Annotated in this window: 14 protein-coding genes and 1 pseudogene; 4 read left to right on the top strand and 11 right to left on the bottom strand. The window is 47.3% G+C overall.

The annotated features are described in order from the left end of the window. Nucleotides 1–44 precede the first annotated feature (44 nt). The 7 genes from ACKU41_RS10325 to ACKU41_RS10295 all read right to left on the bottom strand — a co-directional run bounded on the left by ACKU41_RS10325 (nt 45) and on the right by ACKU41_RS10295 (nt 10184). Nucleotides 45–734: a 4'-phosphopantetheinyl transferase superfamily protein gene (locus ACKU41_RS10325; RefSeq protein ID WP_321400573.1), complete on the bottom strand. Its 690-nt coding sequence runs from the start codon at nt 732–734 to the stop codon at nt 45–47. 194 nt (nt 735–928) lie between these two features. Beyond that, complete coding sequence (locus ACKU41_RS10320; protein ID WP_321400571.1) at nt 929–2173, bottom strand: hypothetical protein; 1245 nt, start codon at nt 2171–2173, stop codon at nt 929–931. Then, a complete protein-coding gene (locus ACKU41_RS10315) occupies nt 2166–2852 on the bottom strand; it encodes an ABC transporter ATP-binding protein (protein ID WP_321400569.1) in 687 nt (228 codons plus the stop codon). Before ACKU41_RS10315 ends, ACKU41_RS10320 begins: the two co-directional genes overlap by 8 nt. A gap of 45 nt (nt 2853–2897) precedes the next feature. Then, entirely contained in the window at nt 2898–4130 is a 1233-nt protein-coding gene (locus ACKU41_RS10310; protein WP_321400567.1) for an FtsX-like permease family protein, read from the bottom strand. Nucleotide 4131: 1 nt separating this feature from the next. Continuing rightward, nucleotides 4132–5355, bottom strand: a complete 1224-nt coding sequence (locus tag ACKU41_RS10305) for an FtsX-like permease family protein (RefSeq protein ID WP_321400565.1) — start codon at nt 5353–5355, stop codon at nt 4132–4134. 10 nt (nt 5356–5365) lie between these two features. Next, nucleotides 5366–6154: an outer membrane lipoprotein-sorting protein gene (locus tag ACKU41_RS10300; protein WP_321400563.1), complete on the bottom strand. Its 789-nt coding sequence runs from the start codon at nt 6152–6154 to the stop codon at nt 5366–5368. After that, nucleotides 6138–10184 (bottom strand): BadF/BadG/BcrA/BcrD ATPase family protein, encoded by a 4047-nt coding sequence (locus ACKU41_RS10295; protein WP_321400561.1) that lies wholly within the window; start codon nt 10182–10184, stop codon nt 6138–6140. The genes ACKU41_RS10300 and ACKU41_RS10295 overlap by 17 nt, the downstream gene beginning before the upstream one ends. A gap of 606 nt (nt 10185–10790) precedes the next feature. On the opposite strand from ACKU41_RS10295, the pseudogene ACKU41_RS10290 reads away from it, so the two are divergent. Both ACKU41_RS10290 and ACKU41_RS10285 read left to right on the top strand, forming a co-directional pair. After that, nucleotides 10791–11207 (top strand): annotated as a pseudogene (locus tag ACKU41_RS10290) (transposase); the annotation flags it as partial. Then, a complete protein-coding gene (locus ACKU41_RS10285; protein ID WP_319777238.1) occupies nt 11201–11341 on the top strand; it encodes an integrase core domain-containing protein in 141 nt (46 codons plus the stop codon). The pseudogene ACKU41_RS10290 and the gene ACKU41_RS10285, both read left to right, overlap by 7 nt. Nucleotides 11342–11351: 10 nt before the next feature. Here ACKU41_RS10285 and ACKU41_RS10280 read toward each other — a convergent pair whose 3' ends face one another. Next, nucleotides 11352–12905, bottom strand: coding sequence for a methyl-accepting chemotaxis protein (locus ACKU41_RS10280; RefSeq protein ID WP_321400558.1), 1554 nt, complete (start codon nt 12903–12905; stop codon nt 11352–11354). Between the two features lie 327 nt (nt 12906–13232). On the opposite strand from ACKU41_RS10280, the gene ACKU41_RS10275 reads away from it, so the two are divergent. Both ACKU41_RS10275 and ACKU41_RS10270 read left to right on the top strand, forming a co-directional pair. Continuing rightward, nucleotides 13233–15581 (top strand): transporter substrate-binding domain-containing protein, encoded by a 2349-nt coding sequence (locus ACKU41_RS10275; protein ID WP_321400556.1) that lies wholly within the window; start codon nt 13233–13235, stop codon nt 15579–15581. A gap of 12 nt (nt 15582–15593) precedes the next feature. Beyond that, nucleotides 15594–16310, top strand: a complete 717-nt coding sequence (locus ACKU41_RS10270; protein WP_319777235.1) for a response regulator transcription factor — start codon at nt 15594–15596, stop codon at nt 16308–16310. 108 nt (nt 16311–16418) lie between these two features. On the opposite strand, the gene ACKU41_RS10265 is transcribed toward ACKU41_RS10270, so the two are convergent. The 3 genes from ACKU41_RS10265 to ACKU41_RS10255 are packed head-to-tail and all read right to left on the bottom strand — an operon-like array spanning nt 16419 to nt 23237. Continuing rightward, nucleotides 16419–17174 (bottom strand): efflux RND transporter periplasmic adaptor subunit, encoded by a 756-nt coding sequence (locus ACKU41_RS10265; protein WP_321400553.1) that lies wholly within the window; start codon nt 17172–17174, stop codon nt 16419–16421. After that, a complete protein-coding gene (locus tag ACKU41_RS10260; protein ID WP_321400551.1) occupies nt 17171–18679 on the bottom strand; it encodes a TolC family protein in 1509 nt (502 codons plus the stop codon). The genes ACKU41_RS10265 and ACKU41_RS10260 overlap by 4 nt, the downstream gene beginning before the upstream one ends. A gap of 46 nt (nt 18680–18725) precedes the next feature. Then, entirely contained in the window at nt 18726–23237 is a 4512-nt protein-coding gene (locus ACKU41_RS10255) for a DUF4347 domain-containing protein (protein WP_321400549.1), read from the bottom strand. Nucleotides 23238–23561 lie beyond the last annotated feature (324 nt).

Here is a 23561-nt window from a genome sequence, read left to right as displayed (position 1 = left end):
GGCTGCTCTTTGCGGGCAGCCCTGCAAAAATACCGTCCCGCTATTTAATTTTCATTATGATAGAGAACGGCCCCGGAAATTATATAGCCGCCGGCAAGCTCATACCTTCCGCGTATTTTTGAACATATTTCAGCTGTGGATAAAGACTTCCCCATAACCTCAACCCGGAAAGACCCCTTATCAACGTCCAGACTAATTTCGGCCTGATTATAGTCTATAAATTCCTTGGTGGACGGAAATTGGCATTTGAAAGCGGCCTCTTTGACGCTGAAAATTATTTTTGCCAATTTGCAGCGTTCATTGGGGGGATATGCTTTCAGCCGGGCCAGCTCATTAGTGGAGCAAACGAGCCCGGAAAGTTTCCAATCAAGAGGCGAATCAATCTCCAGATCAAGGCCGATTCCTTTTAGCTCGCGGGCACAGGCCACAGCGGCGGCACAATACCCTTTAGTATGTGATATGGAACCGACCACATTTTCCGGCCAGAGCGGGGAACGATCTTTGTTTTGCAGAATCTGTCCTTGCAGCACACCGAGTTTTTTTAAAGCTTGATGGGCACAAATCCGTCCTCCACAAAATTCAGCCTTTCGCTCGTCTATCGCTCCTGCGACTATTGCCCATTCTTGTTCATACATATTAGCTATATGGGGAGTTGTTTCTGCTGTTGCTACAACATCTGGAAATAATGATCCTGAAATTAATTTTTTACAGATTCCCTGATAAGATGGATTCATAATGAAAGACCCCGTAATCGTGTCCGCAAGCCCTTCCTTGAGTCAAGCGCTATAAAAAACAATTTACTTCTAATCTATTCGCTGTCTTTATTGGTAATTAAGTACTTTTCGCATAATGTCGTGTCCATAATTTTGTAGCAGGATCATGACCGAATCTGACGGTGGCGTGGTCTGAAAAAGAACTGGATTTAAATTTAGAAATAATATTTCAGATAAAGTCCACCGTAGTCTCCTAGTGAGCCAAACTCACTGCGTGGAATATTTGGAGTTGCAGGGGACGGCTCTGCGCCGGTGGTCATAGCCCAGAATAATTGAACATCAATGTCGTCCGTTACGGAGATATCAAGCAGAGGCCTCGCAAAAACAGAACCGTCAAGAATATTCCAGAATGATAGCACCTTAAGTTCAACTAGCGGAGTGAAGGCATAAGAAGGGCCGAAAAGAAGGTAATGCTGGCCGTAAAATGCGTTTAAGCCATCATTGTTTGCTGCGGAGTTTTTAACTTCCAGATATTTGGCCGGATCGTTTTCTCCAGCACCGTTATATAAATACTCCACAATAAAATTGATACCATTTTCAAAACGATACCAGGCTTCAATTCCACCGACGACAAAGAAAGAGTGGATATCACCACCTTCCTGATTTACGTCTTTGCCAACATAAAATACGACTTCGCTTTTTAAGCCCAGCTCACCGATATCTGTCGCAAGTCCTCCCCCGAGCATGGGCCGTTCACGCAGAACCCCAGTAACGCCCAATATATCAAAGCCATTTATGTTTTGTGAAAAATTGACAAGATAACTGTTGTTTTCAACGCCATCACCCAGAATAACACTACCGCCTAACTGGCCCCCTAGATCAAAATAGTGGGTGGCGCGTACGGCATCGACGCCGGGGCGGGTATCCGTATCAAGTGCTTCGGGGGAGAAGGGTTCCACAACATCAAGAGGTGAAAACAATGACATCCGTCCATATCCGATAGCCTGTCTTCCGACAGTCAGCTCTCCATTATCAAAGTTCTTTCTGATAAGAAGCCTGTCAATGTCCAGCGTATCTTTGGAATACTTATCGGTAAAAATTGTCGATTCGAGTTTAACAATGCGGTTTACCGATTCATGGGTGAAAGGATCAAATCCAGATAGAGGATTTTCGGAATATATTAAATTGTTCTCGGCAGACACTTCAAAGTCAAAGTCACTGACTTCGCCTGTAAGATCGACACGTTGCTGGTTGGAAGTAGTAAAACCGGAAGGGATTCCCGCCAAAGGAGAGGGTTGCATGATGATATTGAGGGATTTCACATAGCCGCTCACTTCGATATTATTAAATAATTCTTCGCAAGAACCGTCTACGGGCACCAAAATAGACAATAGATAAAAAAAGACAATCCATGATTTTATCCGGTAGTGGGGCTTTGTTAACGATCGGAAATCAATCATGAGAGTCACTGCTCTTAAGTCGTCCATCCTGCAAAAGAATAGTACGCTTTGAGTAATCCATAACCATTGGGTCATGTGAGCTGGCGACGATAGAAATTCCTTTTTGGTTGTTCAGGTCAAGCAACAATTCAAGCAGGTCGGAACTGGTTTTTGAGTCAAGACTGGCAGTTGGTTCGTCGGCAAGAATCAATGTCGGCTTAGGAGCCAAAGCCCGTGCGATAGCGACTCTTTGTTGTTGCCCCCCTGATAACTCTTTAGGCATTCTGTTCTGCAAACCGTCTAATCCCAGCTCATGAAACACAGAATCCACAATTGCCCGCCGTTCCTTCTTAGGGACTTTTTGCAACAATAAAACATACTCGGCATTTTCGGCAGCAGTCAGGACAGGGATCAGGTTATGATCCTGAAATATAAAACCAATAGATTTTAAACGAAATCTTGCAAGATCCTTAGGTCTGGCTTGATCAATGCTGTATCCGTCCACGTTGATAGTTCCATGTGTTGGCTGATCAAGTCCTCCCATCAAATTCAATAATGTTGTCTTGCCGCTACCTGATGGACCCGCGAGAACAGTAAATTCTGCTTTTTTAATCTCAAGGTCCAGATTGGAAATCGCATAGACCCGCTGTTCACCAAGCATATATGTTTTTGATAAATTTTTAATTTCTATCAGGCTCACTGCAGATTCCTTTATTAGATATTTACCATCGCGACGATACACATGTTATACATGCCTAAGTGCTTTTACAGGTGATATATTTGAAGCTTTGACTGCGGGATAGACTGAAGCCAGCAGACACAACATAAGCAGATATAATGCGAATTTGCACATCCATGAGACATCCCATTGGGCGTACAGGAGTGCAGAAAAGAGTACTCCGCCGAATTCTAGATTAGCCGGAATGAATAAGCGGAGGTCAAAACCGTAATGTACCAGATAAACGGTAGCGATTGAGGTTAGCGCAGACCCCAGAATTACAGCCGCAATTCCCAAAAGCAATGCCTCGGCCATAATCATGGTTCTGAGCTGCCCCGGAGACGTTCCAATTGCTTTCAGGACCCCAAATTCATAAATGCGCTCCATAACACCCATAAGAAGTGTATTCATAACTCCAATGGTCATGATCATCAAAACAATCATGGAAAGAAACTTCATGCTTACATAATCCCAACGTATGGCATTATAGAGATTGGGCATTGCTTTTACCCATGAGCAGGTCATCAATCCGTTCCTGTCATGTAGTAAATCTTTTATGACCGGAAAAACTTTATCTACAAATCCGTTATCTTCAAGCACTACAGCCAATTCATGGGTAGCCCCCGGAACTGAGTACATAGTTGCAGCCTTCTCGTTGCTGATCATGACCAATGAACTATCCACTTCCCTGATACCGGTAGCCAAAACACCTTTAACCCTGAATAGCTCGCTGACTAGTTCTCCCTTGCATGTTTGAGTGGTGACAACGAATTTCTGTCCCGGCTTGATCTGCAGCTCATTCATGAGAACCTTCCCCACAAGGGCATCTCCCTTACGCCACGGTTTCGCAAAAAGATCTTTGGGTACTTCCTTTAAAAAAGGGTTTATTGCTTTTTCTTTTGGTATATCCACCCCTGCAATCCGAATATTTCTGCTTTCCCTGCTGGACTGGGCCAGCCCGGAAAGCTCAACCCTAGGAAGTACTGATTGAACTCCTGTGACGGCTGAAACTTTTTTAGCAAGGTCTCCGGGAATAAAAAAAATATTACTATCTTTAGTTTCGAGATAATTATTTCGGCATATTACTATATGCCCGCTTCCTGAGCGGACTCCGGTCTCTACCATGTAGGAGTATACTCCCTTGGTAAAGTTATGGAATGTCTGAACCAGAGTAAGACTCAAGCTTAATCCGATAAGAGTGAGGAGAAGACGTCTTTTATGACGAAAAAGATTTCGCCATGCCAGTTGGAATGAATTCAAGCTAATCTCCTCGTATCACCTGAACAGGATTTAATTTTGCAGCTCTGTTCGCGGGGAGAAAACCTGCTGCAATACACACGAAAAGTAAAAAGAGTGCAGCCGAAATCTGATAAAAAAAGTCAATCGAAGCATGAATTCTTGGTAGAATGGTACCTCCGGCATAAGTTATCGGTTCAACACTACCGCTTAAATCGATACCTACTTTCTGCAGATAAATGTTTATACCGAGTCCCAGCCCGACACCGAGAGTCACAGCAATTACCCCCATGAAGAATGTCTCCAGCAAAACCAGAAGTCTGATCTGCCAAGGCCGTGTTCCCAAAGCCATCAAGATGCCGAATTCATATGAACGTTCCATGACCGACATGTAGAAAGTGTTGAAAATACCAAGCCCGGTAGCCAGATAAAAAATTGTCATGACAATGATATTGGTAACATAGCTGATAGCAATGGCATCCCTGATTTCAGGAAGGAAAGAACTCCAGTCCAGCACTTCAAATCTATTGCCGAACAGATTCTGGAGCTTTGCCGCAATCAGCTTGGCCTGCATGGGGTTCTGTACGCTTACGGCCAGAGAATGAACTGTATCAGGTAGAACCAGAGTTTCCTGCAACCAATCAAGGTTAAGGAGGATTAATTCATTGTCATTTCGAAAATTACCTGTTCTGAAAATACCTTTTACAACCAGAATCCCATTGCCGACTGAACCATCACTGGCACCGGAAACAAAAGCCAAATCATCTCCGGGGCTCACTCCAAGCTTCCTGGCCAAACCTTCTCCGAGAAGAACTCCGTCAGGATCATTCCCAAGCTGTTTGCCCGCGACAAGACTGTCCTGCAGGACAGTTACATTTTTTTCCATCTCAGGACGAATGCCCAATGCTTCAACAGGTAAAGAATTATCCTTACGGCAGAGAAGCCCGAAACCGCGCAACCTTGGAGAATAGCCTTTAACAAAATCCAGCCCTGCAAGAATTTTCAGTTGTTCCGGTTCTAACTGAAAATTTGTAAATATACTTCGGCTTTTCTGATAGCCGTTGCCGGAAATGACGATATGGCCATAATACTGGTCTGTTGCTGAAGCGAGCATATCATGCATCTTACCGGCCGAGACCCCGATTGCCAAAAGCAGCATGGCGGAAGAAAGCACCATTGCCGAGATGGTCAAGAAGGAGCGGCGTTTATTGCGCATGATATTGCGCAGGGCAAGAGACACGAGCAGCATCTATAACCTCTTATTCCCGGTTTCTGCCAAGATGGCTTTTATATGTGCGCATCTTTTTTAATTTACACAGTGAGAAGAAATCTTCCTGTATCGAAATATCGAAATCAATCATGGTATAAGTAAGTACAGTTTGCTCACCGGGCTTGTCTTCCGGTTGGACGGTCATTCGCAAAGGGAGGATATGCCCATCCATCACCTGAACATCATCAAACGAAATAGTTCGTACCTTAAGCATCTCTTCATCAAAATATTCTATAACCAGCGGAACATAATCCTTTTTTAAAATTGTATATATAATTTTGCCCCAGACCACCGGAGCATCCGGTTTGGGTATACATTTAATCCGCCATAGTTTCGGTGTTTCTTCGATGAGGCTTAAATTATAGTCCAAGTCAACATGATTAGCTTTGACGAGATCATCATTTGAAATATGACTTCCCATCCACGGTGCTCCCATCATGGAAGGCGGTATTTTTATCACCCGGTCAATGCGCGGCAGATAATTCCAGACCTCTTTATTCGCTTTGAGAGTCGCTATTCCTTTTTCTTTTTTGGGTTTGAGAATTTTAGTCAGGCTGAAACTACGTCCAAGGGACCAGCCCTTAATTGCGATTGTCCGGTCCCAGTTACCGGTTTTTATCTTCATAATTGCTTCCACATAAGACGAGTCGCCGTTGTATTGCTCTTCCACATTACGAATCACCGTCTGCAAATCAAGAGCAAAAGCAGATTTAGGAAACGCGCTGAATAGCGCAACAAACAAAAATATGGCGAGTAGTAACTTATCGATTTTTTCCATGTTTTTCATGTACCTCAAAAGCAAAACGGTCTAACAATTCAGGGTTTAAGGATTCGCCGTTCACGGCTAAAGCAAGGCATATCAATCCAGTATCTTCATTTACATGCTGAAACTGTGATTCAACAATTTTATTCGGCATGCATTCATGTGGTCCAACAGTCACCGCACCAATAATTTTATCGTGACAGAACTCATGAAGCGGGCCGCCAAGACTCAAAACAGCCTCACCTATAAGCGCCGGATTGATGTAAGGAGTTGCAGCCTTAACAAGCTCCTCCACAGGGGATACAGGCCCCCATCCCAGCTTTGACCCTACGGCTTTATGCAATTTTTCAATAATTTGTCGTTGAACTGTATGAGTTATAAAGGAACCTAGTCTACTATCGCCGGGTAACGGACGTTTTTGACTGCATCTATCCCTCTCATTGAGGGTACAGTAAACAAGCCACTCGGAAAAAGGAGCAAGCACACAACGCAGACCGCGTTCTTCCAACTTTAAAACAAGGTCGTTGTTTGCAAAGGTGTCTAGGCGGACGTATATCTCACCTACCACCGCGACAGTCGGAATATCTTTTCCAAAATCTTTGAGCTTTGAAAATTCCTCCCCGGCACGAGTCAGCAGCTCTTTAAGCCCGAAGCATCCCGACCAGACCTGCCTGAAAGCATTAAAGGTTCCGACACTTCCAAGGCGTACCATCATCTCTTTTAACTCGGCAATGTATCTGTCATATATCTTTTGAGTCTCACCGGGAATTTTTTCTACCGGACGAACATCATGAAGGGCTGCCTGCAGCATGTCCGTTGCAATAAAGCAGGCTAGTGCGCGCAGTTGGAAATCTACAGGGACCTCTGCAAAATAGTCCTCGTCCGATGGAGATATGATACGAACTTTTTCTGAAAGTCCTATTCGCTCAAAAATAATATTCTGGAGAATATTATACATACCAAAACGACAGGGACCGTTGGCCCCCGGCAGGAGAAAAGCAAAACGCTCGTCAGTATCTTTAGCCTGCAGCACTCTGGTAAGGAAACTTCCCAGTGTTATGGCCATCGGGATGCACTCCTTGCCGGAGGTATATTTACGGGCTAATTGCAAATCCTCTTTTGTCCCGAGGGCTAAGGCTTCCGCCCGCACTCCTTCCGCATTAAGGAGAGCGGCGATTGTTTCTGCACATGGTCCCATTCTCGGTATCATAAGAGTTTCACCTGTACTGCGGACGTTGAGTATAGGATCTCCTGCAACCCGAGTGTCTCTAAAATCGTTTAATCCCTGATTCGTAGCTCGAGCAGACTTCTTAATGTAGGAAGAAACGCAGTAAAGAAAGGCTTCAATACGGGTCTTTGTTCCGGCATCGCCGGAATGTCCATCTGTCTCAATTATGGTGAACGGCTTGTTTTCCATTATGTATGAGAAGAAATGCAGGGTAAAACTGTCAGGACCACATGAGTAGTTTGAGCAGTAAACAGCATGTTGGCCCGGGCTTCTGCGAATCTGGTGGGCAGCGCGTAAGCAACTTTGGGATGAACTCCAGTAAACTTCTGAAAATACGGGTATTTCTTTGCTAATGGGATAACAATCCAAAGGAATTGCCAATGCTCCCTGCTCCCGAAGCAGGTTTGGCACATTGGCATTAAGGATATCGTTATGAATTGTATAGCTACGCCCGATAACAATAACAGCCTTCAAATCATGCCGTTTTGCAAATTCCAAAGCGTTACGACCTAAATTGCGGCAGGACTCTTCAAAGGATAATTGAGCCCGGCATCCCGCATCAAAAGCGCCCTGATATTCAGTTTCGCCTAGCTGACCGGCAAGCCTTTTTACTGATTCAATGAACCTTTCAGATTGAAAATTTTCTATCCCGATATCAATACACGGATCTAAAATTTTCATCTTTTGCGAAAATTTATTTGAATAGACAAGATCCGGGCTGGCTTGGATTATTGGACAATTGCAGGCATGAAGTTCCGTTCCATGCCGAGGATTTTCCCGAAGTCTGGGGGCAAAAAAGAAGTCTTCGGTCCCTGTATTAATAATTTTTGAGACTATTCCCTGATAAATTTGCATTGGTGCACAGAAAGGAACATTACTATTTTCAATACCCAGCTTAAGTGAAGCTATTCCTTCTTCAGAATAAACTTTTACATTGAATCCAAGTTCACTGAAGAAATGACAGAAAAAAGGGAGCCAGCTCTTTAAACCGAATTCCTCAACCAGAGCAACTGTAGGGCGCTCAGGTTGCTGCGGGAGTGAAGAAATTATCGAAGATACCAGTCTGCGCCTTTCTAGAAAAGGATCGGGCGTGAGGTCTGGAAGCTTCTTCTTTTTAGTTCCCTTTTCGTATAGCGAACAATTACCTCCCCATAGAAATACTTTTTCCTCGTTTTGAACAACAGTTTTAATCCGGTCAATTCGGCATTTATTGCCGCTCCCACCGCAGCCCTGATTTGATTTACAGTTGAATGTATCCTTAGTCAGAATTTCAGCACCAAGAAAAGTGCTCATATCAAGATCATAACCTGAGCTATTTTCCTGTCTGCCTGCAATTAATGCTATCCCCAGCGCACCGATTGTTCCCGGATTAGGGGGAACAATAATATTTCGAGAGGTTCTGTTCGCAATGGCTGCCGGCAGGGAGTCAGATTTAAAAGGCATTCCCTGACAGAATATTTTCTTACCGACGGAGCGGGGCCCTTTGACCCTGTTTAGATAGTTCAGGGCAATGGAATCATACAGACCTGCTATGATTGAAGGCTGGGGCACTTTTTCAGCAATTGCATCAGCAATGACCTCGGCCATGAAGACAGAACAATGTTGCCCGAGGGAAACCCCGTATTCGGCTTCCATGGCAATTTTATCCATTTCGGTAACATTGCTGATTCCATCGAATCTGCCGCCCTGTTCAGCTATGAAAGATCCCGTCCCGGCACTGCAGGCTTCATTCATTGCCGCATCAATTATGTGACCGTCTTCAAGTCTGGAATATTTTGCATCCTGACCGCCTATTTCAAAAATTGTGTCGACTTCAGAATCAAAATAAAGAGCCCCTTCAGCATGAGCGGCAATTTCATTCATGATGACGACCGGCTCATTCCCGTAACAACTTCCCATCAACGAGCCGACAAGATCCCTGCCGGACCCGGTAACGCCGACAGCACAAACTTTATGCTTACTGCCTGTCTCCTCTAAAAAAAGGCTTACAAGTTTCTGAGCTGCGGTAATGGGATCGCCCTGAGTATTTATATATTTTTCCCATACAGGCTCAAACGTATTGCTGTTTACCGCAAGGGCCTTGGAGCCGGTTGAGCCTATATCGAAACCTAAAACAACGTCACACAAAGGATCGTCTTTTATCCATGTTTCATCTGAAATACGTTTAACCTTCTCAAAAGATTTACTCAGCGGTACAACCTTTTCAAAGGTCCCTTTACTTTCATTTCGAAATAGCTGCTCAAGTTTTGGAGCTTTAGGTTTTTGCTCAAAGGCAACAAGGGCAGCTCCCACGGCTTCGGAAAAATGAGTGGAATATTTATTATTCTCGAGAAGTGACAGATGGCGGGAATTGGAGAAAGAGGTAAAATTACGCCGGATACGGGCAGACTGGGTAACTCCGCCTGTAAGAATGATTTTATCGGGAGAACTTTCGGGCTTGAGCAGGGATTGTACATTCGTACAGACAGCATCAAACAGACCTGCAAGAATGTTTTCAATGTTTTCACCCTTGTTTGCCAGATGAGTCATATCCGTTTTTAAAATTACAGGGCAGCGTCCTGAAAATACCAATGGTTCTTCTACGCTCACGCACTTTTGGCTCGCTTCGGATATATTTAACCCGAATCGTTCAACAAGCTGACAAAGAAAATTACCTGTCCCCTGCGAACATCTGGAATTTTCTCGGTAAAGATCCTGACCATCGCTACGCAATTCCAGCACAGAAAACCCCTGACTTCCTATGGATATTACGCTGCATGGGGAAGCGTTTGGGTGGGTAAAGCGAATACCGCGTGCCAGTGCTGCTTTTACAGGCACTCGCAAGCATGTGAGTCCTCGGCTATATCTGCCAGTAGCTGCTATTGGGTATGAAGGTGTCCAGCCGGATTTTTGCAGAAGCACACGTAAAACATTGAATGGATCTTTATCGTGCGCTTTTCGATATGTTTTTTGTATATGTGGCTCGCCATTGCTTTCAGACAAAACAGTAACTTTTATTGTTTCAGCCCCAAGATCAACTCCCCAAAATAATTTGGATTCTATTGCCACGCATATCCTCGCATCAAAAAAAAAGTAATTAACACTAGATGCAGGCATCTAGCATTTTCATGTAGTCTGTTCTGCAAAGTCATTGTGACTTAGCCTTTTGCAAGAGTTTAAATGAATGCTTGGTTTTCTGTAGCATGTATACGTATCTAATGGAATATTTGGATAAACAAAGATTTTTGTGGTTTCTTTTCGCACAAGAAAACACAGCTTTACACCAAATAATTCATGTCGTTTGAAAAGCGTTGAAATAGCGGGAAGCAGCGTTGCAATGCTCGCCAAAAATAAAGTAAAAAATCAGGTTATAGGGTAATCCCCCCGATAATTAATTGTTCTGAAAAGTAGAATTTTATCGTAAAGAAAACCTAGGATATTCAGATGAAAAAGTCACGCTACAGTGACAGTCAAATTTTGAGTATTTTGAAGACGGCCGAGAATGGTGTTCCCGTTGCCTAACTTTGCCGTGAACACGGAATGAGCCGTGCCACGTTTTATAAGTGGCGTTCCAAGTATGGCGGTATGGACGCACCCCTGATGGCCCGAATGAAAGAGCTGGAACGCGAGAATCGCCAGTTAAAGAAAATGTACGCCGAAGAACGATTGAAAGCGGAAATCGTCAAGGAAGCACTTGAAAAAAATGGTAAGCCATCTTGTCGGTGCAAGATGGCAAAGGCAGCCGTGAAGGAGAAAAAGACCAATATCCGTCAGGCGTGCGAAGCTTTCAGCTTCAGCCAAACTTGTTACAGTTACGAACCGAAGCTGTCCGCAGAAAATGAGCTTATTGCCGATTGGCTGAGCCATACATCTTTGAAAGCATCCAAGAGCTGCAAGAGTCCGCAACCAAATGGCTCTGGGCATATAACAATGACCGCCCCAATATGGGTATTGGCGGCATCACCCCGATGCAAAAACTAAGAATGGCTGCATAGCCTCTACAAATTAAGCTTGACGCAATTCTTCTATCAATCTCTGTAGCTCTCCTGCTTGCCTTGCCAAATCAGTGATTGCTTCTGTTGCTTGACTCATTGTAACACTTGTTTCAGATGAAATTTGATTTATTTGTTCAGTATGCCTTGATATTTCTTCAGCAGTGGAAGCTTGTTCTTCAGAAGCGGTAGCAATGGCACTCACCTGATCTGATGTTCCCTCAGCAAGCCTTAGTATTCCTTCAAGAGCGACTCCTGATTTTTGAGCAAGGTCAGTACTCTTATTCACAACTTCAACAACCATCTCCATATTTTCTATACTATTCTTAGTTCCGCCTTGAATTGCGGAGATAGATTGCCCTACCTCGGTAGTCGCCTGCATAGTTTTTTCTGCCAACTTACGAACTTCATCAGCTACAACAGCAAACCCACGACCGGCTTCTCCTGCTCGAGCAGCTTCAATAGCAGCGTTCAAAGCAAGTAAATTAGTTTGATCTGCAATATCTGTAATAACATCCATGATTTGACCTATGCCTTGCGCTTGGTCTCCTAACTCATTAACATTTTGCTGCATCCCTTCCACACGTCTACTAATTTCTGCAATAGATTTAACAACATTCTCAACTACGTCAGAACCTTCTTCTGCATTGGAACGTGTGATGTCAGCATTGGATGCGGCATCACCGGCATTACGAGCAACTTCAAGTACAGTGGTGTTCATTTCTTCCATTGCTGTTGCTGTCTCAGCTGCAAGTTCTCGCTGAGTCTCTGCACCCTGACTAGCTCCTTCAACTTGGCTAGAAAGTTGTTCAGAAGCAGAAGTAATGTTTTCGACAATAGCCCCTAATTTATCAGCAGCCATGAGCATACCATCCTTCAATGCCTGCTCTGCTTTACGTTTCATCTCGTTTGCTTCAGTAATATCCTGAACAATCTCAATATGACCTACGTGCTGTCCTTCCTTATCAGTCAAATATGCAGTATCAACTTTAAAATCCATATTAAGTCCAGGTTGAGTAAAAAAAGATGTTTCCTCTCCTCGTCTCAAGCATTCAATTCCACAGCGCTCTGTGTTGCAAATATCTGCTCCCCAGTTATTGCATTGTTTTCCAACAACCTCTTCTCGAGTAGAAGACGTTACATCTGCTGCTGCTTTATTTATAAATGTCCAATTCATATCCATGTCAGTAACCGAGATAGGCCACGGGATTGCATCAAGTAGACTTTCGTACCAATAAATCTTGTCCGTTACCTTATCCAAAATCAGATTCAAATTAGCCCCTAGATCACCAATCCCACCACAAGAATCAACATCAAGACGGGCCTCAAAATCACCCCCCTTAACGAGTTTCACAACCTCTTCAATTTCAGCCAACGGACGAATTAGCATCTTAATCTGCAAAAAATAGAAAAGCAGGGACATAACAATTGAGCCGAGAACAACAGCCCAAATCATTTTTGTATCACCTGAATTACCTAGTAGCCCAAGTGCGACAAAAAGAATTATAGTTACAATAGTTAAAACCAAAAATTTAATTCTTAAACTTAGTTTGCCAGAAGACCTCATTACCGTTCCCCCCATAGTTGCAATAACAGTTATAGCAACAAGTTAAGCCCACACACTTGCAACTTAAATTAGCTATTAAAGATTACCATATTTAATTATACCCCGACAACCTTACATTATAGACTTCTAAACTTTTAGACTTTTATTTACTAATTACTCAATTCAAACAAAAAATCTTATGATTAATTTTTGCCTGCAATGACAAAGTTTAACTTTAATCATAACAAATTATCGTTACAAAAGATAATATAATATTCTTTAAACTTAACTTTTCCCTTTATTGACAAAAATACATGTCAGCGTGAATATCAATAAATGATCGCAAGAATGTCTCTCATTATATTGATTGTTTGCAGCGCAACTCTGGGAGCCCTTGGCTGTATGGCTGCCGCGGCACGATCGTTTGAACTGAATGCAGATGAAATCCGTTATATCAAGGAACATCCGGTCGTTACTCTGGGTGTGGATGAATCCTTTGACCCGTTTGTACATCGCAACGAAGACGGTTCCTACAGCGGTATTGATGTTGATATTACCGACCTTATTTTTCAAAAGACCGGGTTGAAGTTCAAGTTTGAACTCGGGAAGTGGACCGAACTTCTAAAGCGTGCTGAAAAAAGAGAAATTGACGGAATGGCGTCTACTATTTCACATCCCAGCAGGGCGCGTTATTTCAACTTTTCAGTCCCTTACTGCCAGTATTCCAGCGTCGTGCTTGTCAAGAAAAACAACCCTGAGAAGATACACTGCCTGAAAGACCTTGAGGGGAAACGGGCTACGGTCATGACCGGCAATATCAATATGCTCAATCAGGTCAAAAGGCTTGGGGTGGACGTCAAAATCATTTGGGAATCGGATACTTATGAGCTGGTCAAGAGTGTTGCCTCCGGACGAAGTGATTTCATTATTGCCGGAGAACCAGCTTTTTACATCGTCGCAAAGCTCGGCATGGCCGATTTCATTGAAAGTTCCTTTCCTACCGGGGAAACCACATCTCTTTGCTATAGTCTGCGAAATGATCAGCCGGAACTTGTTTCCATTTTCAATAAGGTTCTCAGAAGTATCCCTCAGGAACAGATTGTCGGGATCAGAGCCAGATGGCTGCAGGGGGGGGCCTGGAACCCGGTGGACCTGAAAGGACGTATAAAAATTTCAGATCGGGAAAGGGATTTTTTGAGCATCCGTAATAACCTCGGAGTCGGTCTCAAGGAAGGACTGCCCCCTTTCTGCTTTTTTGCTCCCAATGGCCGGCTAAAAGGGATGGTCGCCGACTTCATGCAACTGGCGGACGACAGCCTTGGATCGGGAATCAAAATGCTTCCGGTCGAGTCGGCCGATCCGGTACGGGATCTGCTGGAGAATAAGTGCGACCTCGTCATGATGTGCGAGTTGAAGGAACCGCCGGAACCCGGTGTTACCTACACAACCCCGTATGTATCTTTCCCATATGTGGTCGTGGCAAGGATGGACAAACTATTTCAGGATGAATTTCAACCGGAAGCAGGTCAGATGTTCCTCAGTGTCAAGGGCAGTGGGATTCTCACAGAAATGGAAAAAGCATATCCCGGAATCAAGGTGCGTGAAGTTGAATCCGTCAAGTCCGGCTTGAAACAGGTCAGGGACGGTTTTTATGCCGGACTTATTGCCACCTCACCCATTGCCGCCCATGAAGTTCAGACCAATTTCTTGACCGAACTTAAGATTATCGGACATACAAGAATCAAGGCTTCTTATGCGGTGGCAACCAGGACTTCCTCCGTAGAGTTGAACCATATTTTCCAGAAGATTGTAGGCTCAATGAGCAGTGCAGAAGTACGAGGCGTTGTAAACAAATGGATGGCGGTGAAGTATGAGCGCGGTGTGGATTACGCGCTTATCTGGAAGATCGTTCTCGGGGCAGTTGTGCTGTTGGCCGGAATTCTCTACTGGAACCGCGTATTGAGGCAGGCCAAGCTCCGGGCAGAGGAGGCTCTCGAAGCGGAACGTGCGGCCATCAAGGCAAACCTTAATTTTATTGATATGATTTCACATGAGTACCGCTCGCCACTTGCAGTGATATCATCTAATCTTGATCTGCTTGAATTCAAGACCAGCCGTGAAGACAAAAAAGATGTCAGCAAAGAATTGGGGCGTATGCGTAATTCCACGCGTAAACTTGTGCATATTTTTGAAAAATCATTGGCCAAAATCCGTCTTGATAATGCGGGGATGCAGCCGGAAAAACAGCAGGTCGATATTGTTCATCTGGTCAGTTCGGCTGTAAGGGATATCCGTAATGCCCACCCTGATCATACCGTTAATTTTCAGCAGACAGGTGATATCCCTGTTGTTGTCGGTGATCCTGATCTGCTCAATATCGCAGTCATCAATATTCTCGATAATGCCTGTAAATATTCAGAGGCGGATAGTGCGGTGACTGTAAATATTTCTGCGCAGAGTCGACGGATCGTTGTAGAGGTGAGCGATTATGGGATGGGCATTCGGGCCGAGGATCTGGAACGTATTTTTGAAAAATATTTCCGTTCCCAGAATGTAGGCCGCAAGCTCGGCGTCGGGATAGGGCTTTATCTGGTGAAAAAGATAATTGCTTTGCATGAAGGGGAAATACGGGTAACCTCACGGTTTGGAGAGGGGGCTGTTTTTGTTATGGAATTGCCTGTGTTCGAGATGAAGTAGGAGATGATTGCCATGCCCAAGGGCCGCATTCTTATAGCGGAAGATGACGTTGAGCAGCTTGAGACCCTTTTGGAATATTTTACGCTTAATGATTTTGAGGCGCATGGAGCGGGGTCGGCCCTAGAGTTTTTTGAGGCCTTGATCGGTAGCGAGTATGATGTGTCTGTCGTGGACATAGGTTTGCCGGACAAGTCCGGTTTCGAGGTAGTGGAAACCCTGCGCCAGCGAACGAACATGGGCATAATAGTTCTTACTGCACGAGATTCCATCAGTGACAAGATGCGCGGCTATGAGTGCGGTGCGGACCATTATTTCACCAAACCGTTGGATTGCCGGGAGTTGGTTGCTGCTGTAGGCAGTCTTGTCGAGAGGCTGGGCAATAGGCCGGAAGTTCCGGATGAGGGGCCCTCCTCAAATCAATCGGGCCAGTGGAGGCTGAACACCCTGCTTTGGGTTCTGACTCCTCCGGTGGGCAATGAGGCCAAGCTGACTGAGAAGGAAATGAGCTTCCTGCGTATTCTGATCTCCGAAAACGGTTCCCCCGTGGCGAAGGAAACACTCATGGCCGATCTTGATTATGCGGGGGATGATTTTTACGGTGCAGGAGCCCTGGCAGTTATGGTGACCCGGCTTCGCAAGAAGATTCGTGAGCAGACCGGGCTTGAACCTCCCATCAAAACTATCCGTTCTCAAGGGTATAGTTTTTCAGCTCCGGCCGGTCTTGACTGATTTTTGTATTATTTTTCCCGCAAGTGGACGGGGAGGGTGCAGTCTTTCCCTCTAGGCCCAATTGCTGGAGCACGCTCAGGATGCGGACGGTATTTTCGTTTGCGGTGTTCATGGCAGTTTTATCAGGCCGCGCATGCCGCTTCGCAGGGCTCCATCATTTTTGATTTCGGCAAAGACTTCGAAGGAACGGCTGGAGGGGTCCACTTCCGCACCGATGTGGGAAATTTCCCCTTCATAATTCTTACCGGTTTCTTGAATATTTATTGTTACTTTGTTGTTTATTTTCACGTTGCCGTACATGGAGGACGGGAGCAGGAATTTTGCCAGCAGCACGGAATCATCAACAATTTCCATGAGCGGGGTGCCGATTTTTACCCATTCATGCTCATTGACCAGCAGTTTGGCCACCCTGCCGGTAAAAGGTGCCCTGACTGCGCAACGGGCCAGCTTCTGACGGGCTATAGCCAGATCAACTTCTGCAACCACCTGTTTGGAACGGGATTCTTCAAGCTCAAGAATGGATACTGATTTGGTCTTGAACAGGTCTTCCATTATTTTGAGTCCCTTGCGTGCCTCTGCCAGCAGGGTCTTGGTCCTACGTACGCCGAGACCTGCGGGAACAGCATCAAGACGGACCAGCATTGCCCCTTTCTTGAAGCTCTGCCCGAATTCTTTACCGATGGCCGCGACCCGTGAATCAATTTCAGCGGAAAGCATGGATTCGTGACGTGGAGCCAGAACAACCGGAACCCCCTCCTCAAGATCCGTCTGGGCCATGGAGGATGAGGCTGACAGCAAAATGCAGACCGCCATAACAACGGTCTGCATCATCTTTATGTGTATATGCGTTGTTGATTTAATCATTGCAGGGCAACTTCCAGATCATTTGCGGTGGAAACTATTTTTTTACCTCCGGCATCCCAGTCCCGGCCCATGCTGTTCAGTATGCGCTGGCGCGCTGTAAGCAACCGGGCTGCTGCGGTCAACCGGGCGTGATGCGCTACAATGTAAAGCTGGTCGGCATTAAGCAGGGTACTTTCCTTGAGCCTTCCGGTTTCCACCTGCTGGTGGACTTCAACAGCCAGATCCTTGCGCAGTTTCTCCAGCTCCAGAGCCTGTTCAACCTGACGCATGTAGTTTTCGTATTCAATTACCGCCAGCCGGAGCTGGGTGAGCACGGCCATCGCCATGTTCATGCGTCTCTTGCGTACAAGGCGTTCACGGGCCGCTGCGGTTTGCTGTTCGGCGTATGCTTCCGGGATTGAAAGCATGTCCCAGGAAAGCTTGAGGCCGGAAACAAACCAGTCGTGGCGGGTCAGGAACTTGTTGGCATCATGCTGGTAGCGGACAAAGGGGGTCAGGTCCGGGAACATGCTCATGATGGCGATTTCCGCATCTTTGGATGTGATCTGTTCTTCGATGTCCAACTCAAAAAGTTCCGGGCGGCTGAGCATGGCTTCCCTGCCCATGTCTTCACCAGACATGATCAATTGTCCGGGGAGGGATGCAAAATCAATATCGACCAGCTCAAAGGGAGTGGTCGGGGCCACCCCCAGCAACCGGGCCAGTTCCGTCTTGGAAGCCTTATATTCGTCGGAATAGCGGGTTAACCGGATAAGAAGTTCGGCAATATCAATACTGCTCTGCAATCCGTCGATTTTGGGAATGTGTCCTTTTTCCATCTGGGTATCAATGATTTCCTGACGTTGCAGGGCGTAGCCGATCACCTTTTCGGCCTGCTTGGCAGCGTCCTTGGCCACAGCTGCCCGCAGGTAGGCTCCGGTCACCTCGAAAGCAAGGTTCTGCTTGATCCGCCTGAGCTGCAATGCCCTGATCCTGACCCGGTCACCGGACTGTTTCCAGCGGTTGACGTTGATTGCAAGATCCAGAAGATCCCAGGACAGTTCCACGCTTTCGGTAGCTGTCTCGAGCTCGGATGATATGGACGGGGCCAAGGATTCCGCCCCGGTGGTATAGTTGACCGATTTGCTGGGAACGTGCCTTGACTTCCAGCTGCGCTCTACATTGGCGATCAGGGCAGGCAGCATTTTCATCATGGCCGCCGTGGACATCTCGCGCTGCACCTCTTCCTCTGTTTTGGAAACTGCGGCATTGAGGTTGTGGGTCAAGGCGTAGGCAATAGCTTCATCCAATGTGATTGTGCCACTGATCTGCGGTACGGAAACAGTTCCATTTCCTGATTTGACAATGATTTCGTTTTCATTGGCTTTGGAAAACTGGATGTCTTTCCCGGCATTGAGTGCCCGCAGGCTTTCAGGACTCTTCTTTGCGGCGCAGCCACTCAGTATGAATGGGGCAACCGCAAAAAAAGCTGTAATTACAAACTTAACAATAAAACGAGAACGCATACTCACTCCTTAAGATACACCTTCAACGTGAAATACAGACGCAGGTCTAGTTGGTCATAGCCTGTCTTACATTATTGAGTTTTGCCAGCAGTTCGCTTACATCCTCACCTTTGCTGGCGCATTTCTCACAGATTTCAGTCAATTCGTCGGCCATGTCCGAAATTTCGTTCATGGCTTCGGGCTCATTGACCTGACCTGTTTTGGCAAGTTCTGAAAGCTGGTTGACGGCTTTTTCCAGTGACGTCACGGAAAAATCAGCCTGTTGTGAATTGAAACGCAGTCCCTCCACAGCAACAGACATGCTCTGGATATCGGCTTGAATGTTTTGCTGTCCGGTCAATCCGGGTGTCTGGCCTTCCTGCTCAAAACCGGTTCCTTCGGTTCGGGGTGCAGCATTCTCAGCAGAGGAAGAAGCTTCTGCTGTTGCCGTACCCAGTCCGGTATTAACGCTCAAGGGATCGGCCTGTCCTCCGAAACCGCCTCCCATTGTAGAAGGTGCCATCTGCAGGGCGCGCACCACATGGCTCAGGTCCGTGTCAGTGCTGACCGGGCCGCTGTAGGGATCGATCAAGTCTCCCCCGTCGCCCAGCGCGTTGAGGACCTGCGCAAGGTCGACGTAGGCCTCTCCGGGACCGTCGAATTCCCCTGCTGCAGAAGCAAATTCCCCGGTATTCGTATTAAACTCTGACTCAGGGGGATTGGCACCGGTCGGGCCGTTATCTCCACTGGGAGAATCGGGCTTGATCTGCTGCTCAGCTTTGCCCTGATCAGTGATTGGGGGATTTGTTTCATTTCCAGAAGTATTGGTTGCAGAATTGTCCGGGTTGGTTGGCGTCGGGGCCGGAATGCAATCCAGAATAATGGTTCCGGTTTTGGCGGCAACTCCGTTTTCTCCTCCATCAGCAATATTTATCTCGATGGTGGTATCGGATTTGTTGGTGGATACCGGAGTAAAAGATACAGCTGCAAGGGCAGCATTTACCTCGGCCACGGTTCCGGTGATTGTCCACACGCCGGTTCCGGTTGTGTACGTGGCTCCGTCATTGGCCGTAAGCGCGCCGGTTGAGGTGTCGGCCAGAGTCAGGGTTGCGGTGATCTGTTCGTCCGTGTCCAGGTCCGCGACTTCTATGTCGTCCAGAGCAACCGAGGTGTCGCCTTCGTTATATGTTTTGGTCTGGGTCGTGTTGGTGACTGTGGGAGCGTCATTTGAGCCGGTAACGTTCAGGGTTATGGTGCCGGTCTTGGCGGTTGCGCCGTCTTCCAGACCATCCTTGATGTTTACGGAAATAGTAGTGTTTGTGTCATTGTCGGTTGCCGGAGTAAAAGATACTGCTGCAAGTGCCGCGTTAACTTCGGCCACGGTTCCGGTTATTGTCCATACTCCCGTCTCCGCAGTGTAGTTTTCCCCATTGCCGGATGTGGCGGTGAGGGATCCGGTTGAGGTGTCGGCCAGAGTCAGAGTTGCGGTGATCTGTTCGCCCGTGTCCGGGTCTGTGACCTCTATATTGTCCAGAGCAACCGAGGCGTCGCCTTCGTTATAGGTTTTGGTCTGGGTCGTGTTTGTGGCTGTGGGGGCGTCATTGGAGCTGGTGACGTTCAGGGTTATGGTGCCGGTCTTGGCGGCGGATTCTCCATCCGTAATATTTATGGAGATGGTGGTATCGGAATCGTTGTCGGCAACCGGATTGAACGCCACGTTTGCCAGTGCCGTGTTCACGTTGGCCACGGTTCCGGTTATTGTCCACACGCCGGTTCCGGCTGTGTACGTGGCACCGTCATTGGCCGTGAGCGCGCCGGTTGATGTGTCGGCCAGAGTCAGGGTTGCGGTTATCTGTTCGCCCGTGTCCGGGTCCGCGACTTGTATGTCATCCAAGGCAACCGAGGTGTCTCCTTCGTTATAGGTTTTGGTCTGGGTCGTGTTGGTGACTGTTGGGGCGTCATTGGAGCCGGTAACGTTCAGGGTTATGGTGCCGGTCTTGGCGGTTGCGCCGTCTTCCAGACCATCCTTGATGTTTACGGAAATAGTTGTGTTTGTGTCATTGTCGGTTGCCGGAGTAAAAGATACAGCTGCAAGGGCAGCATTTACCTCGGCCACGGTTCCGGTTATTGTCCATACGCCGGTTCCGGCTGTGTACGTGGCACCGTTATTGGCCGTGAGCGCGCCGGTTGAGGTGTCGGCCAGAGTCAGAGTTGCGGTGATCTGTTCGCCCGTGTCCGGGTCCGCGACTTCTATGTCGTCCAGAGCAACCGAGGTGTCGCCTTCGTTATAGGTTTTGGTCTGGGTCGTGTTGGTGGCTGTGGGGGCGTCATTGGAGCTGGTGACGTTCAGGTTGATGGTGCCGGTCAGTGCGGCGGATTCTCCATCCGTAATATTTATGGAGATGGTGGTATCGGAATCGTTGTCGGCAACCGGGTTGAACGCCACGTTTGCCAGTGCCGTGTTCACCTCGGCCACGGTTCCGGTTATTGTCCATACTCCGGTTCCGGCGGTGTAAGAGGCTCCGTCATTGGCCGTAAGCGCGCCGGTTGAGGTGTCGGCCAGAGTCATAGTTGCGGTGATCTGTTCGCCCGTGTCCGGGTCCGCGACTTCTATGTCGCCCAGAGCAACCGATGCATCTCCTTCATTGTAACCGTGTGTCTGGTTCAGATTGCCGGGGGTCGTGGTTGTAACAGCGTCATTGTCCGGGGTAATGGTCAGGTTGAAGGTTGTGGGGCCGGATGATGCTCCTAAGGAGTCGGCTACGGTGAAGGCGAAGCTGTCCGAGCCTTCGGCGTTTGCGGCGGGCGTGAAGCTCAGCCTGTTGTTTGCGATATCAGCTTGGGTGAAGGTGCTGTTCTGGCCGATATCCGCGCCGTTCAGTTTCAGCGTTCCCTTGTCTGGAGCGTCGGTGATGGTATAGGTTACTTCGCTTGCCCCATGCTCGGTATCGGTGGTAGCAAGCATGGACGCAGTTATGGTTGTGGAGGAAGCGTCTTCCTGCACAGTCAACCCTGTATTCGTTCCGGTGCTCGGGGCCGTGTTGGTGATGACGTCAATAGTCCGGGAATGAGAGAGGTTCAATTCCTGTTCGCCCGGCATGCCGCCGTATTCGACAATATACTGTTTGGACTGACTTCCCGGGACATCGTACCACCCGCGAGTGAAACCTGGATCGGCGCAAACAAATACGGTGTGATTCTCCGGACCCATATGGTTCGGTTCGTCACCGACCCAGTTGGCATACATGCCCCCGAACGAAACTCCCCCGAGACTGGGGGCCCCACCGGACCAGAACTGTTCTCCCTTTTCCGGACCAGAAAACCAGTAGAAATTTCCTTCTGATGCACCAACTCCCTGATTAGGATCATCGGTAGCGGAGATCCATGCCATGCCTTCAAACATACTGCCCAGCAGGTTGTTTTCTGCTACAGAGGTGACGGTGGCAAGATAGCCCTGCAATCCAAAGTAGTTCCGGCTTTCTGCATCGCTGAGTGCATCGGCAACTGTGGCGGTGGACGTTACCAGTTCATAGTAATGTGTCTTGCCGTTGACTTCCATCGAGATCATATTGCCTAACGTAAATGTGGCCGCCCGGTTGGTGGCGAGGTCGTTTGATGAAGTTGAAAAAACGACAGTGCGGAGCAGTTCCTGCCAGTTTTCGGCAGTAGCAGTCCCGGACAGAGTCAGTACACCCGTAGTCGTGTTAAAATTTCCTGCAATCCCATGCATGGAGGTAAATGAGAGGGAGTCGCCGGCCTTATAGTTGTTGAGTGCAACTGTAGCGTTAGTGATGTTGCCGCTTCCGTTAATGGTCAAACCGGGATCCACAGCCGTGGCTTGACCCTTGAATGCCGTGAGAGTCGTGTCTGTTCCGCTCATGGCCGGTGTATCTAAGGTCCCGTCATAATCCGCAACAACGATTTCATCCGTTTCCACGGAACCGGACTTGACTTCCAATTCCCAATCGCCGCCAAGGTTTTCAGCTCCGGTGGGGTCGTCCGAGGCTGATACGTCCGCGCCGGTCAATGCCGCTATGCGGCCCAGAAACTCGTCAGCCTCGGTCGAGTCAGCCACGTTGCAGCCGTAAAGCAGAATATCGGCATCCGCGCTGAAAGCGTCCTGCCATGAAAGCAGTTCATTTGCGTGATCTCCGAGATTGCCTGATGCGATGACCTCCCCGCCCAGTGTGATCTGATTGGATTCACCATGAGAAATGATGTGCAGGGCGTCGATATCGGTCATGTCGGCAAGCAGATCGCTAACTCTGGAGAGGCCCTGACCGGATTCAAGAACAATAACAGTCATATCGTCGGACACGGAATTGAGAATGGCCTGTTTGTCTTCTACTGCGGAATCAATGACAACTACTTCCAAACGCGGAGCACCCTGCGTCTCGGTTTCGGTCTGAGACACTGAGGCTTCAACGGGATTCGCATCCTGAGCTCCAGCGTGTATATATTCGGCGTGGTCCGGAATCTCGTTCGTTTCCTGTGTCTCGATTATTTGCTCGGCCACGGTATCCACTGCCGCGCCGTCCAGAACGATTCTTTCTTCCAGCAACATGATGTCTAGTGTCATGGGGCCTCCCGCACATAGGTGATCGCTTACGTTAAGACGAGCCGGTCACCGGCATCGTTTTAACGTGTTGGAGGTAAAAGAAAGGCACATCAAAAATGCCGACTTTGATTTCATTATAACCGGTTAAAGAACGGGGAACCACTTACATTTTATTACAGATACATGCAGAGAATGATAATTTGTTAGGGGGCCGCCTGTCCGGTATAGGGGGCATGTCGGATCTTGATTCTTGTATCTGGCGGTTTTTCAATGTGAAAATCATCCAAAATATAAGGTTGAAATAAAAGTCTTGTTTTTGTTCCTTAAGCAATGCGGCGACGGTAT

The sequence above is a fragment of the Maridesulfovibrio sp. genome (genome assembly GCF_963678865.1).
GTDB lineage: Bacteria > Desulfobacterota > Desulfovibrionia > Desulfovibrionales > Desulfovibrionaceae > Maridesulfovibrio.
Note: the sequence above shows the minus strand (reverse complement) of the source record. Positions and strands in the feature narration are given on the sequence as shown.

Coding starts and splice junctions, on each gene's coding strand:
- ACKU41_RS10325 (WP_321400573.1), bottom strand. CDS start 734: ATGAATCCATCTTATCAGGGAATCTGTAAAAAATTAATTTCAGGATCA.
- ACKU41_RS10270 (WP_319777235.1), top strand. CDS start 15,594: ATGCCCAAGGGCCGCATTCTTATAGCGGAAGATGACGTTGAGCAGCTT.
- ACKU41_RS10320 (WP_321400571.1), bottom strand. CDS start 2,173: ATGATTGATTTCCGATCGTTAACAAAGCCCCACTACCGGATAAAATCA.
- ACKU41_RS10280 (WP_321400558.1), bottom strand. CDS start 12,905: ATGAGGTCTTCTGGCAAACTAAGTTTAAGAATTAAATTTTTGGTTTTA.
- ACKU41_RS10265 (WP_321400553.1), bottom strand. CDS start 17,174: ATGATTAAATCAACAACGCATATACACATAAAGATGATGCAGACCGTT.
- ACKU41_RS10255 (WP_321400549.1), bottom strand. CDS start 23,237: ATGACACTAGACATCATGTTGCTGGAAGAAAGAATCGTTCTGGACGGC.
- ACKU41_RS10305 (WP_321400565.1), bottom strand. CDS start 5,355: ATGCTGCTCGTGTCTCTTGCCCTGCGCAATATCATGCGCAATAAACGC.
- ACKU41_RS10260 (WP_321400551.1), bottom strand. CDS start 18,679: ATGCGTTCTCGTTTTATTGTTAAGTTTGTAATTACAGCTTTTTTTGCG.
- ACKU41_RS10275 (WP_321400556.1), top strand. CDS start 13,233: ATGTCTCTCATTATATTGATTGTTTGCAGCGCAACTCTGGGAGCCCTT.
- ACKU41_RS10300 (WP_321400563.1), bottom strand. CDS start 6,154: ATGGAAAAAATCGATAAGTTACTACTCGCCATATTTTTGTTTGTTGCG.